This is a genomic window from Mycobacterium sp. 050128 (assembly GCF_036409155.1).
In the GTDB taxonomy this organism is placed as follows: domain Bacteria; phylum Actinomycetota; class Actinomycetes; order Mycobacteriales; family Mycobacteriaceae; genus Mycobacterium.
This window is the reverse complement of record NZ_JAZGLW010000003.1, coordinates 500,333-517,849: the sequence shown is the minus strand read 5'-3', so window position 1 is coordinate 517,849 and position 17,517 is coordinate 500,333. Positions and strand designations below refer to the sequence as shown.

Genomic DNA, 17,517 nt, shown 5'->3' with positions numbered 1-17,517 from the left:
CGCAATCACGTTGCGTGCGTTGGTTTCTCGCACTCGGCACCGGGCTTGGCAAGGTCTGGCCGTACTGGGCGCTGCCGTAGCGCTCACGTCGTGTGCGAAGTGGCACGGAATCGCGAATGTCCCGATGCCCGGTGGCCCGGGCAGCGGGCCCGGCTCCTACATCGTCTACGTGCAGATACCAGACACGCTGGCCCTGAACGACAACAGCCGGGTGCGGGTGGCCGATGTCTTTGTCGGCACCGTACGCGCGATCCAACTGAAGAACTGGGTCGCCACGCTGACGCTACGGCTGGACAAGAGCGTCAAGCTACCCAAAAACGCCACCGCCAAGATCGGGCAGACAAGCCTCCTGGGTTCTCAGCATGTCGAGCTGACCTCACCACCCAACCCGTCTCCAGAGCTGCTCCGGGACGGCGACACCATCCCGCTGAGTAATTCGTCCACTTACCCCACGACCGAACAGACGCTGGCCAGTCTCGCGCTGATCTTGCGCGGCGGCGGCGTCCCGAACCTCGAAGTGGTGCAGAACGAGGTCTACAACATCGTGAACGGGCGCGCCGACCAGATCCGCGCCTTCCTCGGCAAGCTGGACACCTTCACCGTCCGACTCAACGAGCAACGAGAAGACATCACCAGAGCCATCGATTCCACCAACCGGCTGTTGACGTACGTAAGCTCCCGCTCCGACGTTCTGGATCGGGTCCTCACCGAATTCCCGCCGCTGATCAAACATTTCGCCGATAAGCAGAGACTTTTAATCGACGCGGTCGACTCGGTAGGCCGGCTCAGCCAGGTCGCCGACCAATACCTGTCCGCCTCGCGGAGCGACTTGCACCAGGATCTGCTGTCGCTGCAGTGTCCGTTGCGAGAACTGGGCCGTGCCGCGCCGTACCTGATCCGCGCACTCAAGCTGATCCTCGTCCGGCCATTCGACGTCGACGCGGTGCCAAAGTCGTTCCGCGGCGACTACTTCAACTTGTCGCTGACGCTCGACCTGACCCTCAGCTCGGTCGACAACGCCATCCTCACCGGGACCGGATTCTCCGGAGCGCTGCGCGCGCTCGAGCAAGCCTGGGGCCGCGACCCCGAAACGATGATCCCGGATGTCCGCTACACGCCGAACCCTAACGACGCCCCGGGCGGCCCACTGGTCGAAAGGGCCGACAGGCAATGTTGACCCGCTTCATCTGGCGCCAGCTGATCATCTTCAGCATTCTGAGTGTGCTCACGGCAATTGTGTTGGGCTGGTACTACTTACAGATTCCCAGTGCAGCGGGGATTGGCCAGTACACGTTGAAGGCGGACCTGCCCACTTCGGGCGGTCTGTACAAGACGGCAAACGTGACTTATCGCGGCGCGACCATCGGCACGGTCACCGCCGTCGAGCCGACCGAGACCGGCGCGCGGGCGACGATGAGTATCGCCAACAGTTACAAGATCCCGATTGACGCGTCGGCGAACGTACATTCGGTGTCGGCCGTCGGTGAGCAATATCTGGACCTGGTGTCGGTAGGCAACCCGGGCCAATACTTTTCGCCGGGGCAGACCATCAGCAAGGGCACCGTGCCCACGGAGATCGGGCCGGCGCTAGACGCCGCTAATCGCGGACTCGCTGTGCTGCCCAAGGACAAGATCGCATCGTTGCTTGACGAAACAGCCCAAGCGGTCGGCGGTTTGGGCCCCGCACTGCAACGACTGGTCGATGCGACGCAAGCGATCGCCGGCGACTTCAAGACCAACATCGGCGACGTCAACGACATCGTCCAAAACTCCGGGCCGCTGATCGACAGCCAAGTCAATTCGGGTGATTCGATCCAGCGCTGGTCGCACAACCTGGACATCCTGGCCGCGCAGAGCGCCGAAAACGACCAGCACGTGCAAAGCATCTTGACTCACGCCGCACCGACCGCCGATCAGGTCGATGCGGTGTTCAGCGACGTCCGCGAGTCGCTGCCGCAGACCCTGGCGAATCTGGAGATCGTGCTGGATATGCTCAAGCGCTACCACAAGGGGGTCGAGCAATTGCTGGTGGCCTATCCACAGGGCGCATCCGAAGGCCAAACAGTGACAACGCCTTTCCCCGGCTACGCCGCGCTTGGTACCTCGCTGACAATCAACCAGCCCCCACCGTGCCTGACCGGCTTCCTCCCGGCAGCTGAGTGGCGGTCTCCGGCGGACACCAGCCTGGCGCCGATGCCCTCGGGAACCTATTGCAAAATCCCGCAGGACACTCCCGCCAACGCCGTGCGCGGGGCCCGCAACATCCCGTGCGTAGACGTCCCGGGTAAACGCGCCGCAACGCCGCGCGAATGTCGCGACCCCAAGCCATACGTCCCGTCGGGCACCAACCCGTGGTATGGCGACCCGAACCAGATCCTGACCTGCCCGGCGCCCGCGGCGCGCTGCGACCAGCCGGTGAAACCCGGTCAGGTGATACCCGCGCCGTCGATCAACAACGGCGTCAACCCAGCACCGTCCGACAGGGTGGCGGGGACACCACCTCCCATCAGCGATGTGCTGCAACGGCCGGGATCGGGGACCGTCCAGTGCAATGGGCAGCAGCCAAATCCCTGCGTCTATACGCCCACCGGGCCTCCCCCGGCCGTTTACAGTCCACAGAGCGGTGAACTGGTGGGGCCCGACGGTGTCAAGTACACAGTCGAAAATTCGAGTAAGACAGGCGACGACGGATGGAAGGACATGCTGACACCACCCGGCTGAATCGAGGTCGTCACCGTGTTGCGCGCGTTCAATCATTCTCACTTGCAATGCTTTTCGCCCAAATCCCGCACCCGGTCGGCGGCGCGCCACTGCTCGGCACGCACAGCTCGTCGTACGAATTCTTCGCTAACCTCGGAACGTTGACACTGACCGCACGTACAGTCATATACTTGAGGCGACCGCGCGGAACCGCCGGAACGCTCCGAGTGCGCGGTGCAACCGCGGCCGCTGAACTGCAGAGATCGGAGCACAATGCCGGAAGTGATTGGCCTGGGCCAACTCCGGAGTAACACGTGTGGGTATCTTGAGCGAGTTACCGCCGGGGAGACGATCGATGTCGTCCGTCGCGGCAAGTTGGTGGCACGGATCGTGTCGGTCGGCGACTGGAGAGTGGCTCCGATTCCGGCGGGATCTGTCAAACCCGTTGGACCGGACACCGGCGGATGGGTCGGGCTTGACGAACTGCGAACGCGTGCCGGGCGGTGCTTCGATCGGGTTGCGGCAGGGGAGACGATTTATGTTGTCCGTGGCGGCAGGTTATTGGCGCGGATCGTGTCGGCCGATGACTCGAGGATAACGGCGATCCCGGCGGGCGGTGGTCGGCAAATCGAGCTTGACGAATTGCGAAAGCGTGCGGGGCGTTACTTCGACAGGGTTGCGGCAGGGCAGACGATTGAGGTCATCCGTGGCGGCGAGCTGGTTGCTCGCATCGTGTCAGCCCAGGAACAACGACCCTTATCAGTGTCTTCAGCGTGACGGCCGATGGCCCCGACACACCAGCAGACCCAGCATCCGGACCGTCGCTGAATTCAGCGCCGACGAACGGCCCCCGGACGCGGGACTTCCGTCCCTATTGCCGGTGTCCCTGAACTGGTCGGATTCGGGGTGCAGCTCAACTACACTTCCGACAAGGCAGAACTCATGGCAATGAAGGCACCGGCGAAGTCGGGAACCAGAATTGTTACCCTGACCATGAATCCGGCACTCGACATCACCACGGCCACCGATCGGGTCATCCCCACCGACAAAATGCGCTGCGGGCTGCCCCGCTACGATCCCGGCGGCGGCGGAATCAACGTCGCGCGAATCGCCCACGTGCTCGGCGAGTCGGTATTGGCGCTCTTTCCAGCGGGCGGCCATGCCGGCGACAAGGTGACTGATCTTGTCGCTGCCTCCGGGGTTCCGGTGCAGCGGATCAGCGTGACTAATTCCACCAGGGAAAGCTTCACCGTGGACGAGCACAGCACCGGAAAGCAGTACCGATTCGTGCTCCCAGGCCCGCGGCTCACCGACGTCGAGCTGACCGAGTGCCTCGACACGCTCAGCGCCGCAGCAGGATCCGCGGACTTCGTAGTGGCGAGCGGCAGCCTGCCGCCCGGAGCGCCTGCCGACTTCTATCAGCGGGTCGCCGACATCTGTCGCGAGCGCGATGCACCGCTGATTCTCGACACGTCAGGGGCCGGACTGCGACATGTCTCCTCCGGCGTCTACCTGCTCAAGCCGAGCGTGCGAGAACTACGCGAATGTGTCGGACGAGAACTCATCAGCGAATCAGAGCAGCTCGCCGCGGCACACGAACTCATCGACCGCGGCTGCGCCCAATTCGTCGTCGTGTCACTCGGGTCTGAGGGCGCTCTGCTCGCCACACCGCTTGGAAGCCAACGTTATTCAGCTGTAGAGGTGCCTTCCGGCAGCGGTGTGGGCGCCGGGGACGCCATGACCGCCGGTATCACCGTCGGCCTTAAGCGCGGCTGGCAACTCGACAAGGCGGTGCGACTGGGCATCGCGGCCGGCGGTGCCATGCTGCTGACGCCTGGCACCGCGCACTGCCTCCGCGAAGATGTCGAGCGGCTCTTCGAGATGGTCGCCGACCCCGTAGATATCGATCCCGCCCAATGGTTGTCCGCTCGAGTAAAGACATCGCGATGACGGCGCCGGTCACCGTGGACCCGCGCTACCACGACGCCGTGATTTTCAACCTCGACGCCGTGCTGACCGACACTGACGGTGTTCCGGTGCTCGACTCGACGATCAACCTGGTGCGAAAACTGCTCGAGGCAGGAGTCGCCACGGCGGCATATTCGTTGCGCCTGGGCGGTGAACAACTCTTGAAATCCGCTGGGATTGATGATCTCTTCGGCGCCTTTGTCGACGGCGTCCCCACCGCGTTCCTTGCCGAAGCACTTCGCCGACTCGGAGCGCGCCCGCAACGGTCCGTCGTCGTCGACGACGCCGGCGCCGGGATCGCGGCGGCTCAGGACGGCGGTTTCGCGCTTGTCATCGGTGTCGACGGCTCCGGGAATCCCGACCGGTTGCTGGAGCGCGGCGCCGACGTGGTGGTTGCGGATCTGGAGGACGTCGCGGTTCGCGCGGGTGACAGGCGGATCTCGAAGCTCCCCGATGCGGTGGAGTCATACGGTCAGGTCATCGGTGTTCTGAGCGCGCGAGAACCGGTCTTGTTCATCGACTACGACGGAACCTTGTCCCCCATCGTTGCCGATCCCGGCGCCGCCACCCTCGTCGACGGAGCCGCCGAGGCGCTGGAAAGCTTGGCGTCGCAATGCCCTGTCGCCATACTGAGCGGCCGCGACCTCGCCGATATCCGCGCCCGGGTACCGGTACCGGGTATCTGGTACGCGGGCAGTCACGGCTTTGAGCTAACCGAACCGGACGGCACCTACCATCGCAACGAAGCGGCGGCCGCCGCCGTCGATGTGCTCGAGGGTGCGGCTGCCGAGTTAGGCAAGAGCCTGGCGGAAATTCCCGGAGTGCGAGTGGAGCACAAGCGCTTCGCCGTCGCGGTCCACTACCGCGAGGTCGCGCCGGAGCACATCGGCGCGATCATCTCTGCCACACACAAGCTCGGACAGCGGGACGGCCTACGCGTGACCAACGGGCGCATGCTGGTCGAGCTGCGGCCCGACATCGACTGGGACAAAGGGACCACGCTGGCCTGGATTCGCGATCGCATCGACGCGACGGGTTCCCTGCTGCCGATCTACATCGGCGACGACCTCTCCGACGAAGACGCTTTCGACGCAGTCCAATTCGACGGCATCGGGATTGTCGTGCGCCACGACGAGGATGGCGACCGAAAGACGGCCGCCCGTTTCGCTCTGCAGAGTCCCGATGAGGTGCGGGAGTTCGTGCAGCGCGGATCGAATTGGCTAGCGATTAAACGTGAGAAGTCTTCCACGGCATGGGATTTCACCTATGACGGGTACGACCCGCAGAGCGAGAAGCTTCGTGAGTCGTTGTGCACGGTAGGAAATGGCTACTTCGCCACTCGGGGCGCTGCGCCCGAAGCGGAAGCCGACCAGGTGCACTATCCCGGCACCTATGCCGCCGGCGTCTACAACCGCCTCGTCGACGACGTATCGGGCACCGAAATCGACAACGAGAGCCTGGTCAACCTGCCCAACTGGCTTGCGCTGACCTTCCGCGTCGACGGCGGCAGCTGGTTCGACATCGACGCGGTGAACGTGCTGTCCTACCGGCAGCACCTCGACCTACGCGGCGCGATACTGACCAGGGAGGTGCGCTTCCGCGACGACGCCGGACGCACCAGTTCGCTTACCCAGCGACGATTTGCCGCGATGCACATGCCCCACGTCGGCGCCCTGCAGACGACGATTCTCGCCGAGGATTGGTCGGGGACCATCGAGATTCGCTCCACGCTGGACGGCAACGTGACGAATTCGCTCGTCGAGCGGTATCGCGATTTGGCCAGCCATCATCTCGGGTTGCTGGAAAAGCGGGAGATCTCCGGCAATTCCGTACTGCTGTCAGTTCAGACCACCCAATCGCGCATTCCGATTGCCATGGCAGCGAGAACCGTCGTGTGGCGGGACGGGACTGCCGTCCCGGCCACCTACCGCCTGGTCGACCGCGAAGCAGAAATCGGTCATGACATCGCCATCGAACTGTCATCCGGCGAGACGGTGACGGTGGAGAAGACCGTGACCCTGTTCACCGGGCGCGATGCCGCGACATCCGAGCCTGCTGTCGATGCCGAGCGCTGGGTGGGCCGACTCGGCAGGTTTGCCGAGTTGCGCGACGGGCATGTGAGTGCCTGGGTACATCTGTGGGAACGCCTGTCCGTCGAGTTCGAAGACTTCACCGACGAATCGCGCATCCTGCGACTGCACCTCCTGCATCTGCTTCAGACGGTCTCCCCCAACAGTTGCGATCTCGACGTCGGGATACCGGCTCGCGGACTGAACGGTGAGGCGTACCGCGGACACATCTTCTGGGACGAGCTGTTCATCTTCCCCGTGCTCAACTTACGACTACCCGCAATCACCCGGTCGCTGCTGGGATACCGCTACCGGCGCCTGCCCGAGGCACGTCACGCCGCCCAGGCGGCCGGCTACTCCGGAGCGATGTTCCCCTGGCAATCCGGCAGCGATGGACGCGAGGAAAGCCAACGCCTGCACCTCAATCCGCGCAGCGGCCGGTGGAACCCCGACGGCAGCGCTCGTGCGCACCACATCGGCATCGCCGTCGCCTACAGCGCGTGGAAGTTTTATCAGGTCACCGGGGATCTCGCGTACCTGATCGACTACGGCGCGGAGCTGCTGGCCGAGATCGCACGCTTCTGGGTGAGTAGGGCCACCTACGACCAGGAGCGCGACCGCTACAGCATCCGAGGGGTCATCGGGCCCGACGAATTCCACTCGGGCTACCCTGATGCGCCCTACGACGGCATCGACAACAACGCCTACACCAACGTGATGGCGGTCTGGGTGATCATGCGCGCCCTCGACGCACTGAAACTGCTACCGCTGCCGAATCGACTCGATCTGCTCGAGACACTCGGACTGAAGAATGACGAACTGGAGCGTTGGGACGAGGTCAGCCGAAAGATGTTCGTCCCGTTCCACGATGGCATCATCAGCCAGTTCGAGGGATACGGCGAGTTGGAGGAACTGGACTGGGCGGGGTACCGGCAGCGGTACGGCAATATCCAGCGCCTCGACCGCATCCTCGAGGCGGAAGACGACGACGTGAACCGGTACAAGGCTTCCAAGCAGGCCGACGTCCTGATGCTGCTCTACCTGATGTCGGCGACGGAGTTATGCGAGCTGCTCGACCGCCTCGGCTACCGCTTCATCTCCGACAAGGTCCCGGAACTGGTCGATTACTACCTGGCTCGTACGTCGCACGGGTCGACGCTCAGCGGTGTCGTGCACACCTGGGTGCTGGCCCGGGCCAACCGCGATCGTGCCATGGAGTTCTTTCGACAGGCGCTGAAGTCCGACGTCTCAGACATCCAGGGCGGTACCACGTCCGAAGGCATCCACCTGGCGGCGATGGCCGGCAGCGTCGACCTGATGCAGCGGTGCTTCACGGGGATGGAGACCCGGTCCAACCGCATCATTCTCTCGCCGTACTGGCCGGAAGAACTTGGCGTGCTGGCATTCCCGATCCATTACCGCGGTCTGCACCTGCACCTGCGGGTTAGTGGAAAGGGCGTCATCATCAGTGTGGATCCGCGCGACGCTGCCGGAGTCGAAGTGGAATGCCGCGGTCGAGTCGTTCAGCTGATGCCCGGGACCACGGTCCGATTTCCCGGTTGATCTTTGCCGCTATCGATGCGTTGCGTTGCGTCGCCAAGGCCGAGGACACATCCGCAGATTGAGTGCTGGGAGAAGCGATCCGGTGACCTCTCATCGGGTTAGAACGAGCAGCTGGCTGACACGCAATGTCTGGGTGTTGTCGGCTGTTTCCTTCCTCCAAGACGCTGCCAGCGAATTGCTATACCCGCTATTGCCGCTGACCGCGGCTGGAGGGCGCGACGGGCATCGCGGTCTTGTCGGCAGGTCTGTGGGCCGGTCTGCTTTGGGGAGCGAACGGCCAACTGCTGCTGGTGATCTCAGGAATCGCCGGTAGCTTCTTAGCGGCAACCCGGCGCATCTGGGCTGGGCTGTGACCATCACCGGCCCGGACCTGATCCTTATTTAACTCCGCACGGACGATGGTCCCAGCGGCGAAGACGAGTAGCTGCTCGTATCCCGTTCGGGTGACCTTCGGCCCTGGCACCATGCCTGCCGCTGTGCGAGGTTGGCAATTGTGGTGCTATCGCAGGCGGCGTTGTCGGACAACGATACCGGGCGAGTTCGACACCGCGTGACGTGCACGTCGGGCCGACTGTTTGACGCGCTAAGAGAGGACAGGTCATGAGCACATCCAAGTACGTCCGCTTTTTTGAGGAGTTCGGTATCGATGATGTGCCGCTGGTCGGCGGAAAGAACGCATCGCTGGGTGAGATGTTCCAGAAGCTGTCCGAGCAGGGCGTCCGTGTCCCACACGGATTCGCCATCACCGCCCAGGCCTATCGCCACATGTTGGACAGGGCCGGCGCCTGGGACCGTTTGCATGCCGAACTTGACGAGCTCGACCCCGACGACGTCGCCGCGCTAGCACGTAAGGGCAAGCGCGCGCGTGAGATCGTCTACGGCGCGGGGCTTCCCGACGATCTGGCCACCGAGATTCTGGATGGCTACCGCAAGCTTCAGCAGGAGTACGGCGAGGAGGTAAGTCTCGCCGTGCGGAGCTCGGCGACCGCCGAGGACCTACCGACGGCGAGCTTTGCCGGCCAACAGGATTCGTATCTCAACATCAAAGGCGAAGAGAGTCTGCTGGACACGTGCCGCCGGTGTTTCGCCAGTCTGTTCACTGACCGCGCGATTCATTACCGAATCGATCAGGGCTTCGACCATTTCAAGGTTTCTCTGTCGATCGGCGTGATGAAGATGGTGCGCTCCGACATCTCTTCGTCGGGTGTGATGTTCTCCATCGACACCGAGTCGGGCTTTCGCGATGCCGTCTTCGTGACGGGCGCCTACGGCCTTGGCGAAAATGTGGTTCAGGGTGCTGTTGACCCGGACGAGTTCTACGTCCACAAGCCGACCTATCTCTCCGGGCATCGCGCTGTGTTGCGCCGCCTCATCGGCGACAAGGCAGTGAAGATGATCCTCGTCGAAGGCGAGACGAAGAACACGACGCGAAACGTCCCCACACCAAAGTCCGACCGCGCTCGGTTCTGCCTCACGGATTCCGACGTCTTGGAGCTGGCCGGCTACGCGTGCACCATCGAGGCGCACTACGGGCGGCCGATGGACATGGAATGGGCGAAGGACGGTCTGGACGGAAAGCTCTACATCGTGCAGGCTCGCCCCGAAACGGTGGCCTCCCAGCACAGCGCGACGGCGCTGGAGTCCTATGTGCTCGAAGGCCGCGGCGACGTACTCACCGAGGGGCGCTCGGTCGGCGAGAAGATCGCCTCGGGTGCGGTCAAACGGATCGAAAAACTCACGCAGCTGGACGAATTCAAGCCCGGTCAGGTACTCGTCGCCGACACCACCACGCCCGACTGGGAGCCGGTCATGAAGACCGCCGCAGCGATCGTCACCAATCGCGGCGGCCGCACCTGCCACGCGTCGATCATCGCCCGCGAACTCGGCATTCCCGCCGTGGTCGGCACCGGAGACGCGACCACGTGCGTGCCCGATGGCGCCGTCGTGACGGTGTCGTGCGCCGAGGGCGACACCGGCCGCGTGTACCGGGGTGAGCTGGGCTTCCATGTCGACCGAACCGAGGTGGCCGACCTGGCGCGGCCGCGAACCCAGATCATGATCAACCTCGGGAACCCCGACCTCGCCTTCAAGACGTCGTTTCTGCCGAACGACGGGGTGGGACTCGCCCGGATGGAGTTCATCATCAGCGAGTACATCCGGGTTCACCCGCTAGCACTGCTGCACCCCGACAAGGTCGACGACGCCGAGGCACGTCGAACGATCGATCGGCTCACGCAGGGTTATCCCGACGGCAGCGCGTTCTTCGTGGAACGCCTTTCCGAAGGGATCGGCACCATTGCCGCCGCCTTCTGGCCGAAGCCGGTTGTGGTGCGGATGTCGGACTTCAAGACCAACGAGTACGCGAGCCTGATCGGCGGCGCAGCCTTCGAGCCATCGGAGAGCAACCCGATGATCGGGTTCCGCGGCGCCTCGCGCTACGCGCATCCCGCCTACGCCGAGGGTTTCGCGCTCGAGTGCCGCGCAATGCGACGTGTGCGCGACGAGATGGGTCTGACGAACGTGATTCTGATGCTGCCGTTCGTGCGGCGAATCGCCGAGGCGGACCTCGTCCTGCAAACGATGGCCGACCTCGGTCTGCGCCGGGGCGAGAACGGGCTCAAGGTGTACGCGATGTGCGAGATCCCGAACAACGTGATCCTGATCGATGAATTCGCCAAGCGTTTCGACGGTTTCTCCATCGGCTCCAACGACCTGACTCAGCTGACGCTCGGCGTCGATCGTGACAGCGAGATCGTGGCCTTCGACTACGACGAACGTGACGAGGGCGTCAAGGAGATGATTCGCCTAGCCGTTGAGGGCTGTCGCCGCAACGGGATTCACTCGGGGCTGTGTGGGCAAGCGCCGTCGGATTACCCGGACATGGCCGAGTTCTTGGTCCGGATCGGCATCGAGTCGATGAGTCTGAACCCCGACACGGTAATCAAGACCACACGTCAGATCCTGCAAGTGGAAAAGCAACTCGTTCCGGCTCGATGAGTAGCGATCTCACTCCGCTACCGGACTTATTGCACGGGCACTCCCGGGCCGGACCGGTTCGCGAGCACCGGCCCGTGTACGTCGACCTGCTACCGCCCTGCAATGCCGGTTGCCCCGCCGGCGAGAACATCCAAGCCTGGCTAGCCCATGCCACCGCCGGCCGCCACGAGCAGGCCTGGCGTCAGCTCGTCACGGACAATCCGTTCGCGGCGATCCACGGCCGGGTGTGCTACCACCCGTGTGAAATCGTTTGCAACCGTGCCCATCTCGACAGCTCGGTATCCATCCATTCGGTGGAGCGATTCCTCGGCGACCTGGCTTGCGAGCGGCACTGGGAATTCGACCTACCGCCAACCCGCACCGGCAGGCGAGTCCTGGTCATCGGCGCGGGGCCGAGCGGGTTGTCCGCCGCCTACCATCTGGCCCGCCTCGGCCACGAGGTCGAGATCCGCGACGCGGGTGCGGTGCCCGGCGGGATGATGCGGTACGGCATTCCGAGCTACCGGTTGCCCCGTGACGTGCTGGATGTCGAGCTGAACCGGATCGCGGCCATGGGCGTCCGGTTGACCAGCGATCATCGGGTCGATGACCTCGCGGCCGAGCGGGACGAGGGCGGCTTCGATGCGGTATTCGTCGCGGTCGGTGCGCATCTGGCCAAACGCGTCGACATCCCGGCCCGCGACGCCGGCACGATGATGGATGCGGTGTCATTTCTGCGCGACGTCGCTTCGGGGGAAAGGCCGGCGATCGGGCGTCACGTGGCCGTGTACGGCGGCGGCAACACCGCGATGGACGCCGCCCGCGTGGCCCGCCGCCTCGGTGCCGAGGACGCCGTCATCGTCTACCGCCGCACTCGCGAGCAGATGCCCGCCCACGAAGAGGAAGCCGTCGACGCCGAACGCGAGGGCGTGCGCATCAACTGGCTGCGGACGATCAGCGCCTTCGATGGTCCCGAATTGCAGGTCGAGGTAATGGAACTCGACGCCTCGGGCTATCCACGACCGACCGGGCGCTTCGAGACGCTGGCCGCCGACACCCTGATCATGGCGCTCGGCCAGGAAACGGAATCGGCGTTCATGCGGACGCTGCCGGGAGTCGAGTTTGACAACGACGGCAGCGTGCGCGTTTCGGATTCATTGATGACCGGCTGCGCGGGCGTCTTCGCCGGTGGCGACATGGTGCCCAGTGAGCGCACCGTCACAGTCGGTGTGGGACATGGGAAGAAGGCGGCACACCACATCGACGCCTGGTTGCGGAACACCACGGGTGCGCGCCCGGCCAAACACCCGACGGCGACGTTCGACTCGCTGCACCCTTGGTATTTCGGTGACGCCGCGCGGCGTCAGCAGCCCGAACTCGAACCGGACAAACGCGTGGATACTTTCGAGGAGGTTGTCGGCGGTTTGTCCGCCGACGAGGCGACCTACGAGGCGGGGCGTTGCCTCTCCTGCGGCAACTGCTTCGAATGCGACGGCTGCCTCGGCGCGTGCCCGGAGGACGCGGTGATCAAACTCGGCATCGGGCACCGCTACAAGTTCGACTACGACAAGTGCACCGGCTGCGCCGTCTGCTTCGACCAGTGCCCCGTGCATGCCATCGAGATGTTCCCGGAGCCGAAATGACACGTGCCACGGTGGATGGCAACGAGGCCGCCGTCTCGGTCGCCTACCGACTCAACGAAGTGTGCTGCATCTACCCGATCACACCGTCATCACCGATGGCCGAGTTGGCCGACGAATGGTCCAGCGCGGGACGGCCCAATGTGTGGGGCACCGTCCCGACGGTGGTCGAGATGCAAAGTGAGGGTGGAGCAGCCGGCGCTCTGCACGGCGCCCTGCAGAGCGGCGCGTTGACCACGACCTTCACCTCGTCGCAGGGCCTGCTGCTGATGATCCCGAACATGTACAAGATCGCCGGCGAACTGACCTCGGTCGTCATCAACGTGGCAGCCAGATCGATTGCCGCCCAGGGATTGTCCATCTTCGGCGATCATTCCGACGTGATGGCCGTGCGGCAGACCGGATTCGCGCTGCTCGCATCGGCCTCGGTGCAAGAGGCACACGACCTGGCCCTGGTTGCGCAGGCGGCCACTCTGATCACCCGGGTACCCTTCGTGCACTTCTTCGACGGATTCCGAACCTCGCACGAACTCAACACGATCGAGACGCTGTCGGACGATGACCTCCGGGCGCTGGTGCCCGAAGAGTTGGTCTGGGCGCATCGCGGACGAGCGCTGTCTCCTGAGCGCCCGTTCATTCGCGGCACCGCGCAGAACCCGGACGTCTACTTTCAGGCGCGTGAAACGGTAAATCCCTTCTACGCAAGGGTTCCCGGGGTGGTGGAGGATCTGATGGTGCGTCTGGGCGAACGCACCGGCAGAACGATGCATATCGTCGACTACACCGGGCACCCGGAGGCGCAGCGGGTGCTGGTGGTGATGGGGTCGGGCGGACAGACCGTCGTGCAAACCGTCGCCGCTCTCGCCGAGCGCGGCGAGCGCGTCGGCGTGGTGCAAATGCGGCTGTACCGACCGTTTCCCACCCGCGCGTTCCTCGATGCGTTGCCGACGACGGTGCGCACGGTCGGCGTTCTGGACCGCACCAAGGAGCCGGGGTCGATCGGCGAGCCGTTGTATCTGGACGTTGTCGCGGCGCTGGCCGAGGCCTTTTTCGACAAGGAAGCAGACGGGGAACGTCTCGTCATGCCGCGCGTGACGGGAGGACGGTACGGACTGTCCTCCAAGGAATTGACGCCCGCCATGGTCGCCGGGGTGTTCGCCGAACTCGCTCGCGAGCAGCCGCGCCCACGATTCACCGTCGGTATCGACGACGACGTCTCCGCTACGAGTGTCGACTACGACCCGTCGTTCGACATCGAGTCACCCGACACGGTCCGGGCGATCTTCTTCGGGCTGGGTTCGGACGGAACCGTCAGCGCGAACAAGAACACGATCAAGATCCTGGGAGCCGAAGAACGGCTGCACGCCCAGGGCTACTTCGTCTACGACTCGAAGAAGTCGGGTTCGCAGACCGAGTCGCATCTCCGCTTCGGCCCGGGCCCGATCCGGGCCCCGTATCTGGTGACTCGCGCCAACGTCATCGGCTGCCACCAGTTCCGGTTTCTCGACAAGGTCGATGTGCTGGGCCGAGCCGCTCCAGGCGCGACTCTGCTGCTGAACTGCCGGCATCAGCCGGACAAGGTCTGGGACGCGCTGCCCCGCGGCATTCAGCAACAGCTGCTGGACAAGCGAATGACGCTGTACACCGTCGACGCCGGCCGGATCGCCCGGGAGGTCGGGCTTGCCGGACGGATCAACATCGTGCTGCAGACGTGCTTCTTCGCGATCTCTGCGGTGCTTCCCCGCGAGCAGGCCATCGCCCGCATCAAGGAATCGGTCGAAAAGATGTACGGCGACCGCGGCGCCGACGTGCTGCGGCGCGAGCTGGCCGCGGTGGACGCCGCACTGGACGGATTGCACCGGATCGAGTTGCCGGCCCTGGTGACCTCCACGCGCACGCCGGCACCGACAGTGCCCGACTCGGCGCCGGAATTCGTCCGCAGTGTTACCGCGGAGATGATCGCGGGACGCGGAAATGCCTTGCCGGTCAGCGCACTTCCGGTAGATGGCAGCTATCCGAGTGGCACGACCGCATACGAGAAGCGCAACATTTCCGAGTTGGTCGCGGCCTGGGATGCCGGGAGCTGTATCCAGTGCGGAAACTGCGGTTTCGTCTGCCCGCATAGCGTGATCCGGTCGAAGTACTACGACCAGTCCCAACTGGCGGGCGCGCCGGAGACGTTCGACTCGGCGCCGCTGGACGCCGTCGGGTTGCCCAACGCGCGGTACTCGCTGCAGGTGTACGCCGAGGACTGCACCGGGTGTGGGCTGTGCGTGGAGGCCTGCCCGGTGGTCATACCGGGCACCACCGGGACCAAGGCGATCAATCTGACTCCCGGCGAGCCGCGGCTGGCCACCGAGCGCGAGAACATCGCCTTCTTCGAGACCCTGCCGATCAACGACCGGTCCCGGGTGGACTTCGGCACCGTGCGCGGCTCGCAGTTCCTGGAGCCGCTATTCGAGTTCTCCGGTGCCTGTGCGGGGTGCGGCGAAACGCCCTACCTCAAGCTGCTCTCCCAGCTCTTCGGCGACCGACTGATGATTGCCAACGCGACCGGCTGCTCGTCGATCTACGGCGGCAACCTGCCCACCACGCCGTGGACCACCAACGCCGACGGGCGGGGTCCGGCGTGGTCCAACTCGCTGTTCGAGGACAACGCGGAGTTCGGGCTCGGCTTCCGGTTGGCCAGTGACGCGCACGCACAGCTGGCCCAGCGGCGGCTAGCCGAGTTACGCGACGCCCTCGGCGCCGAGATCGTCGACGCCATTCTCGCGGCACCGCAGCTGCGGGAGTCGGAGTTACACGCACAACGTGAGCGGGTGGCAGAGCTCAAGAATCGCCTTGCGGGCCTCGATCCCGCGGTGACGGCCGACCTGCGCAGTGTGGTGGACCAGTTGGTCCGGCGCAGCGTGTGGATCGTCGGCGGTGACGGCTGGGCGTACGACATCGGGTCCGGAGGGCTCGACCACGTGTTGGCGACTGGGCGCAATGTCAACGTGCTGGTGCTCGACACCGAGGTCTATTCCAACACCGGTGGTCAGATGTCCAAGGCGACCCCGCTGGGCGCGGTGGCCAAGTTCGCCGCCGCCGGCAAGACAGTGCCGTTGAAGGATCTCGCGCTCCAAGCGATCGCCTACGGCAACGTCTACGTCGCCAAGGTCGCGATGGGTGCCGACCCGCAGCAGACCCTGCAGGCATTCCGCGAGGCGGAGGCGTACGACGGCCCTTCGCTGGTGATCGCCTACAGCCAGTGCATTGCGCACGGCATCGAAATGCGTCAGGGGATGGATCAGCAGTACCGTGCCGTGGCCAGCGGGCACTGGCCGCTGCTGCGCTATGACCCGGTGCTGCGGGCGGCCGGAGAGAACCCGTTCCTGCTCGATTCGCACCGGCCGCGGATCTCGCTCGCCGACTACCGCACCCGGGAACTGCGCTACCGCTCACTGGCCAACGCTGATCCGGCCGAGTATGACCGACTTCTCAGCCTCGCCGAACAGGCCAACACTCAGCGCTGGAATGTCTACGAGGAGATGGCTTCCCGCGGTCCCGAACAATTCCACGCCGACGCGCGCCGGGAACGCTGATGGAACTCTCGACTTCCTATATGGGCCTCAGACTGCGCAACCCTCTGGTGGCGGCGGCATCCCCGCTGTCGCAGACCGTCGACGGCGTCCGGCGCCTCGCCGACGCAGGCGTCGGCGCGGTCGTGCTCTATTCGCTGTTCGAAGAGCAACTGCGCCGCGAGGCGGAGCAGAACGCACGCCTTGCCAATGCAGGCGCAGAAGGCTTCGCCGAAGCGCTGAGCTACTTCCCGCAGGCCGCCGACGAGGACTACGGTCCGCGCCGCTACCTGAGCCTGCTCGAACGCGCGGCCGGCACGGTCTCAGTTCCCGTGATCGGCAGCCTCAACGGCGTCACGCCCGGCAGTTGGGCGCGCTACGCCCGGTCAATGCAGGACTGTGGTTCGGCCGCAATCGAATTGAACATCTACTACCTGCCCGGCGATCCGCACACCTGCGGCCGCGACGTCGAGCAGCGTCACCTCGACATTTTGGCGCGGGTCAAGGACGCGGTGACCGTACCGGTGGCCGTGAAGCTCAGCCCGTACTTCAGTGCGACCGGCGAGATGGCGCGGCGCCTGGATGAGGCCGGAGCAGACGGGCTCGTTCTGTTCAATCGATTCCTGCAGCCCGACATCGACCCAGAGACCCTCACCGTGGTGCGCAGGGTGTCGTTGTCCACTGCGGCGGAGATTCGGTTGCCGCTGACGTGGATTGCGTTACTGCGCGGCCGGGTCGGCGCGTCGCTCGCCGCGACGACCGGTGTCGAGAACGCTGCGGAGCTGATCAAGTACCTGCTGGCCGGCGCGGATGTGGTGATGACCGCGTCGGCACTGCTGCGCCACGGTCCGGAACACGCCGCCGTGCTGCTCGATGGCTTGGGTGAATGGATGGGGCGCAAGGGATATACCGCCGTAGCGGAACTGCGTGGGCTGCTCGCGGTACCCGTCGGCGCCGACGAGAGCTCCCGCGAACGCTGGGACTACGTCAGCGCGCTACAACAAGCCAGCAGCGCCGACTACCAGATACCCTGATTGACAG

At 64.8% G+C, this 17,517-nt stretch carries 8 protein-coding genes; all 8 read left to right on the top strand.

Annotated features, from left to right (window positions below):
- Positions 1–4: 4 nt before the first annotated feature.
- The 8 genes from SKC41_RS23125 to SKC41_RS23090 all read left to right on the top strand — a co-directional run bounded on the left by SKC41_RS23125 (position 5) and on the right by SKC41_RS23090 (position 17,510).
- A complete protein-coding gene (locus SKC41_RS23125; RefSeq protein WP_330980107.1) occupies positions 5–1,177 on the top strand; it encodes a virulence factor Mce family protein in 1,173 nt (390 codons plus the stop codon).
- Entirely contained in the window at positions 1,171–2,721 is a 1,551-nt protein-coding gene (locus SKC41_RS23120; protein ID WP_330979986.1) for a virulence factor Mce family protein, read from the top strand. Before SKC41_RS23125 ends, SKC41_RS23120 begins: the two co-directional genes overlap by 7 nt.
- Positions 2,722–3,648: 927 nt before the next feature.
- Positions 3,649–4,650 (top strand): 1-phosphofructokinase family hexose kinase, encoded by a 1,002-nt coding sequence (locus tag SKC41_RS23115; protein ID WP_330980106.1) that lies wholly within the window; start codon positions 3,649–3,651, stop codon positions 4,648–4,650.
- Complete coding sequence (gene otsB / locus SKC41_RS23110) at positions 4,647–8,300, top strand: trehalose-phosphatase (RefSeq protein ID WP_330979985.1); 3,654 nt, start codon at positions 4,647–4,649, stop codon at positions 8,298–8,300. Before SKC41_RS23115 ends, otsB begins: the two co-directional genes overlap by 4 nt.
- A 600-nt stretch (positions 8,301–8,900) precedes the next feature.
- Complete coding sequence (gene ppsA / locus SKC41_RS23105) at positions 8,901–11,297, top strand: phosphoenolpyruvate synthase (RefSeq protein ID WP_330979984.1); 2,397 nt, start codon at positions 8,901–8,903, stop codon at positions 11,295–11,297.
- Positions 11,294–12,919: an NAD(P)-binding protein gene (locus SKC41_RS23100; RefSeq protein ID WP_330979983.1), complete on the top strand. Its 1,626-nt coding sequence runs from the start codon at positions 11,294–11,296 to the stop codon at positions 12,917–12,919. The genes ppsA and SKC41_RS23100 overlap by 4 nt, the downstream gene beginning before the upstream one ends.
- Positions 12,916–16,500 carry a pyruvate:ferredoxin (flavodoxin) oxidoreductase gene (gene nifJ / locus SKC41_RS23095; protein WP_330979982.1) on the top strand — a complete coding sequence of 1,195 codons (3,585 nt, stop codon included), beginning with the start codon at positions 12,916–12,918 and terminating at the stop codon, positions 16,498–16,500. The genes SKC41_RS23100 and nifJ overlap by 4 nt, the downstream gene beginning before the upstream one ends.
- Positions 16,500–17,510, top strand: a complete 1,011-nt coding sequence (locus tag SKC41_RS23090) for a dihydroorotate dehydrogenase-like protein (RefSeq protein WP_330979981.1) — start codon at positions 16,500–16,502, stop codon at positions 17,508–17,510. The genes nifJ and SKC41_RS23090 overlap by 1 nt, the downstream gene beginning before the upstream one ends.
- Positions 17,511–17,517 lie beyond the last annotated feature (7 nt).

What these genes read in the sequence shown, in the direction of transcription:
- SKC41_RS23090 (WP_330979981.1), top strand. Translation starts at nt 16,500, where the DNA reads ATGGAACTCTCGACTTCCTATATGGGCCTCAGACTGCGCAACCCTCTG.
- SKC41_RS23100 (WP_330979983.1), top strand. Translation starts at nt 11,294, where the DNA reads ATGAGTAGCGATCTCACTCCGCTACCGGACTTATTGCACGGGCACTCC.
- otsB (WP_330979985.1), top strand. Translation starts at nt 4,647, where the DNA reads ATGACGGCGCCGGTCACCGTGGACCCGCGCTACCACGACGCCGTGATT.
- nifJ (WP_330979982.1), top strand. Translation starts at nt 12,916, where the DNA reads ATGACACGTGCCACGGTGGATGGCAACGAGGCCGCCGTCTCGGTCGCC.
- SKC41_RS23115 (WP_330980106.1), top strand. Translation starts at nt 3,649, where the DNA reads ATGAAGGCACCGGCGAAGTCGGGAACCAGAATTGTTACCCTGACCATG.
- SKC41_RS23120 (WP_330979986.1), top strand. Translation starts at nt 1,171, where the DNA reads ATGTTGACCCGCTTCATCTGGCGCCAGCTGATCATCTTCAGCATTCTG.
- ppsA (WP_330979984.1), top strand. Translation starts at nt 8,901, where the DNA reads ATGAGCACATCCAAGTACGTCCGCTTTTTTGAGGAGTTCGGTATCGAT.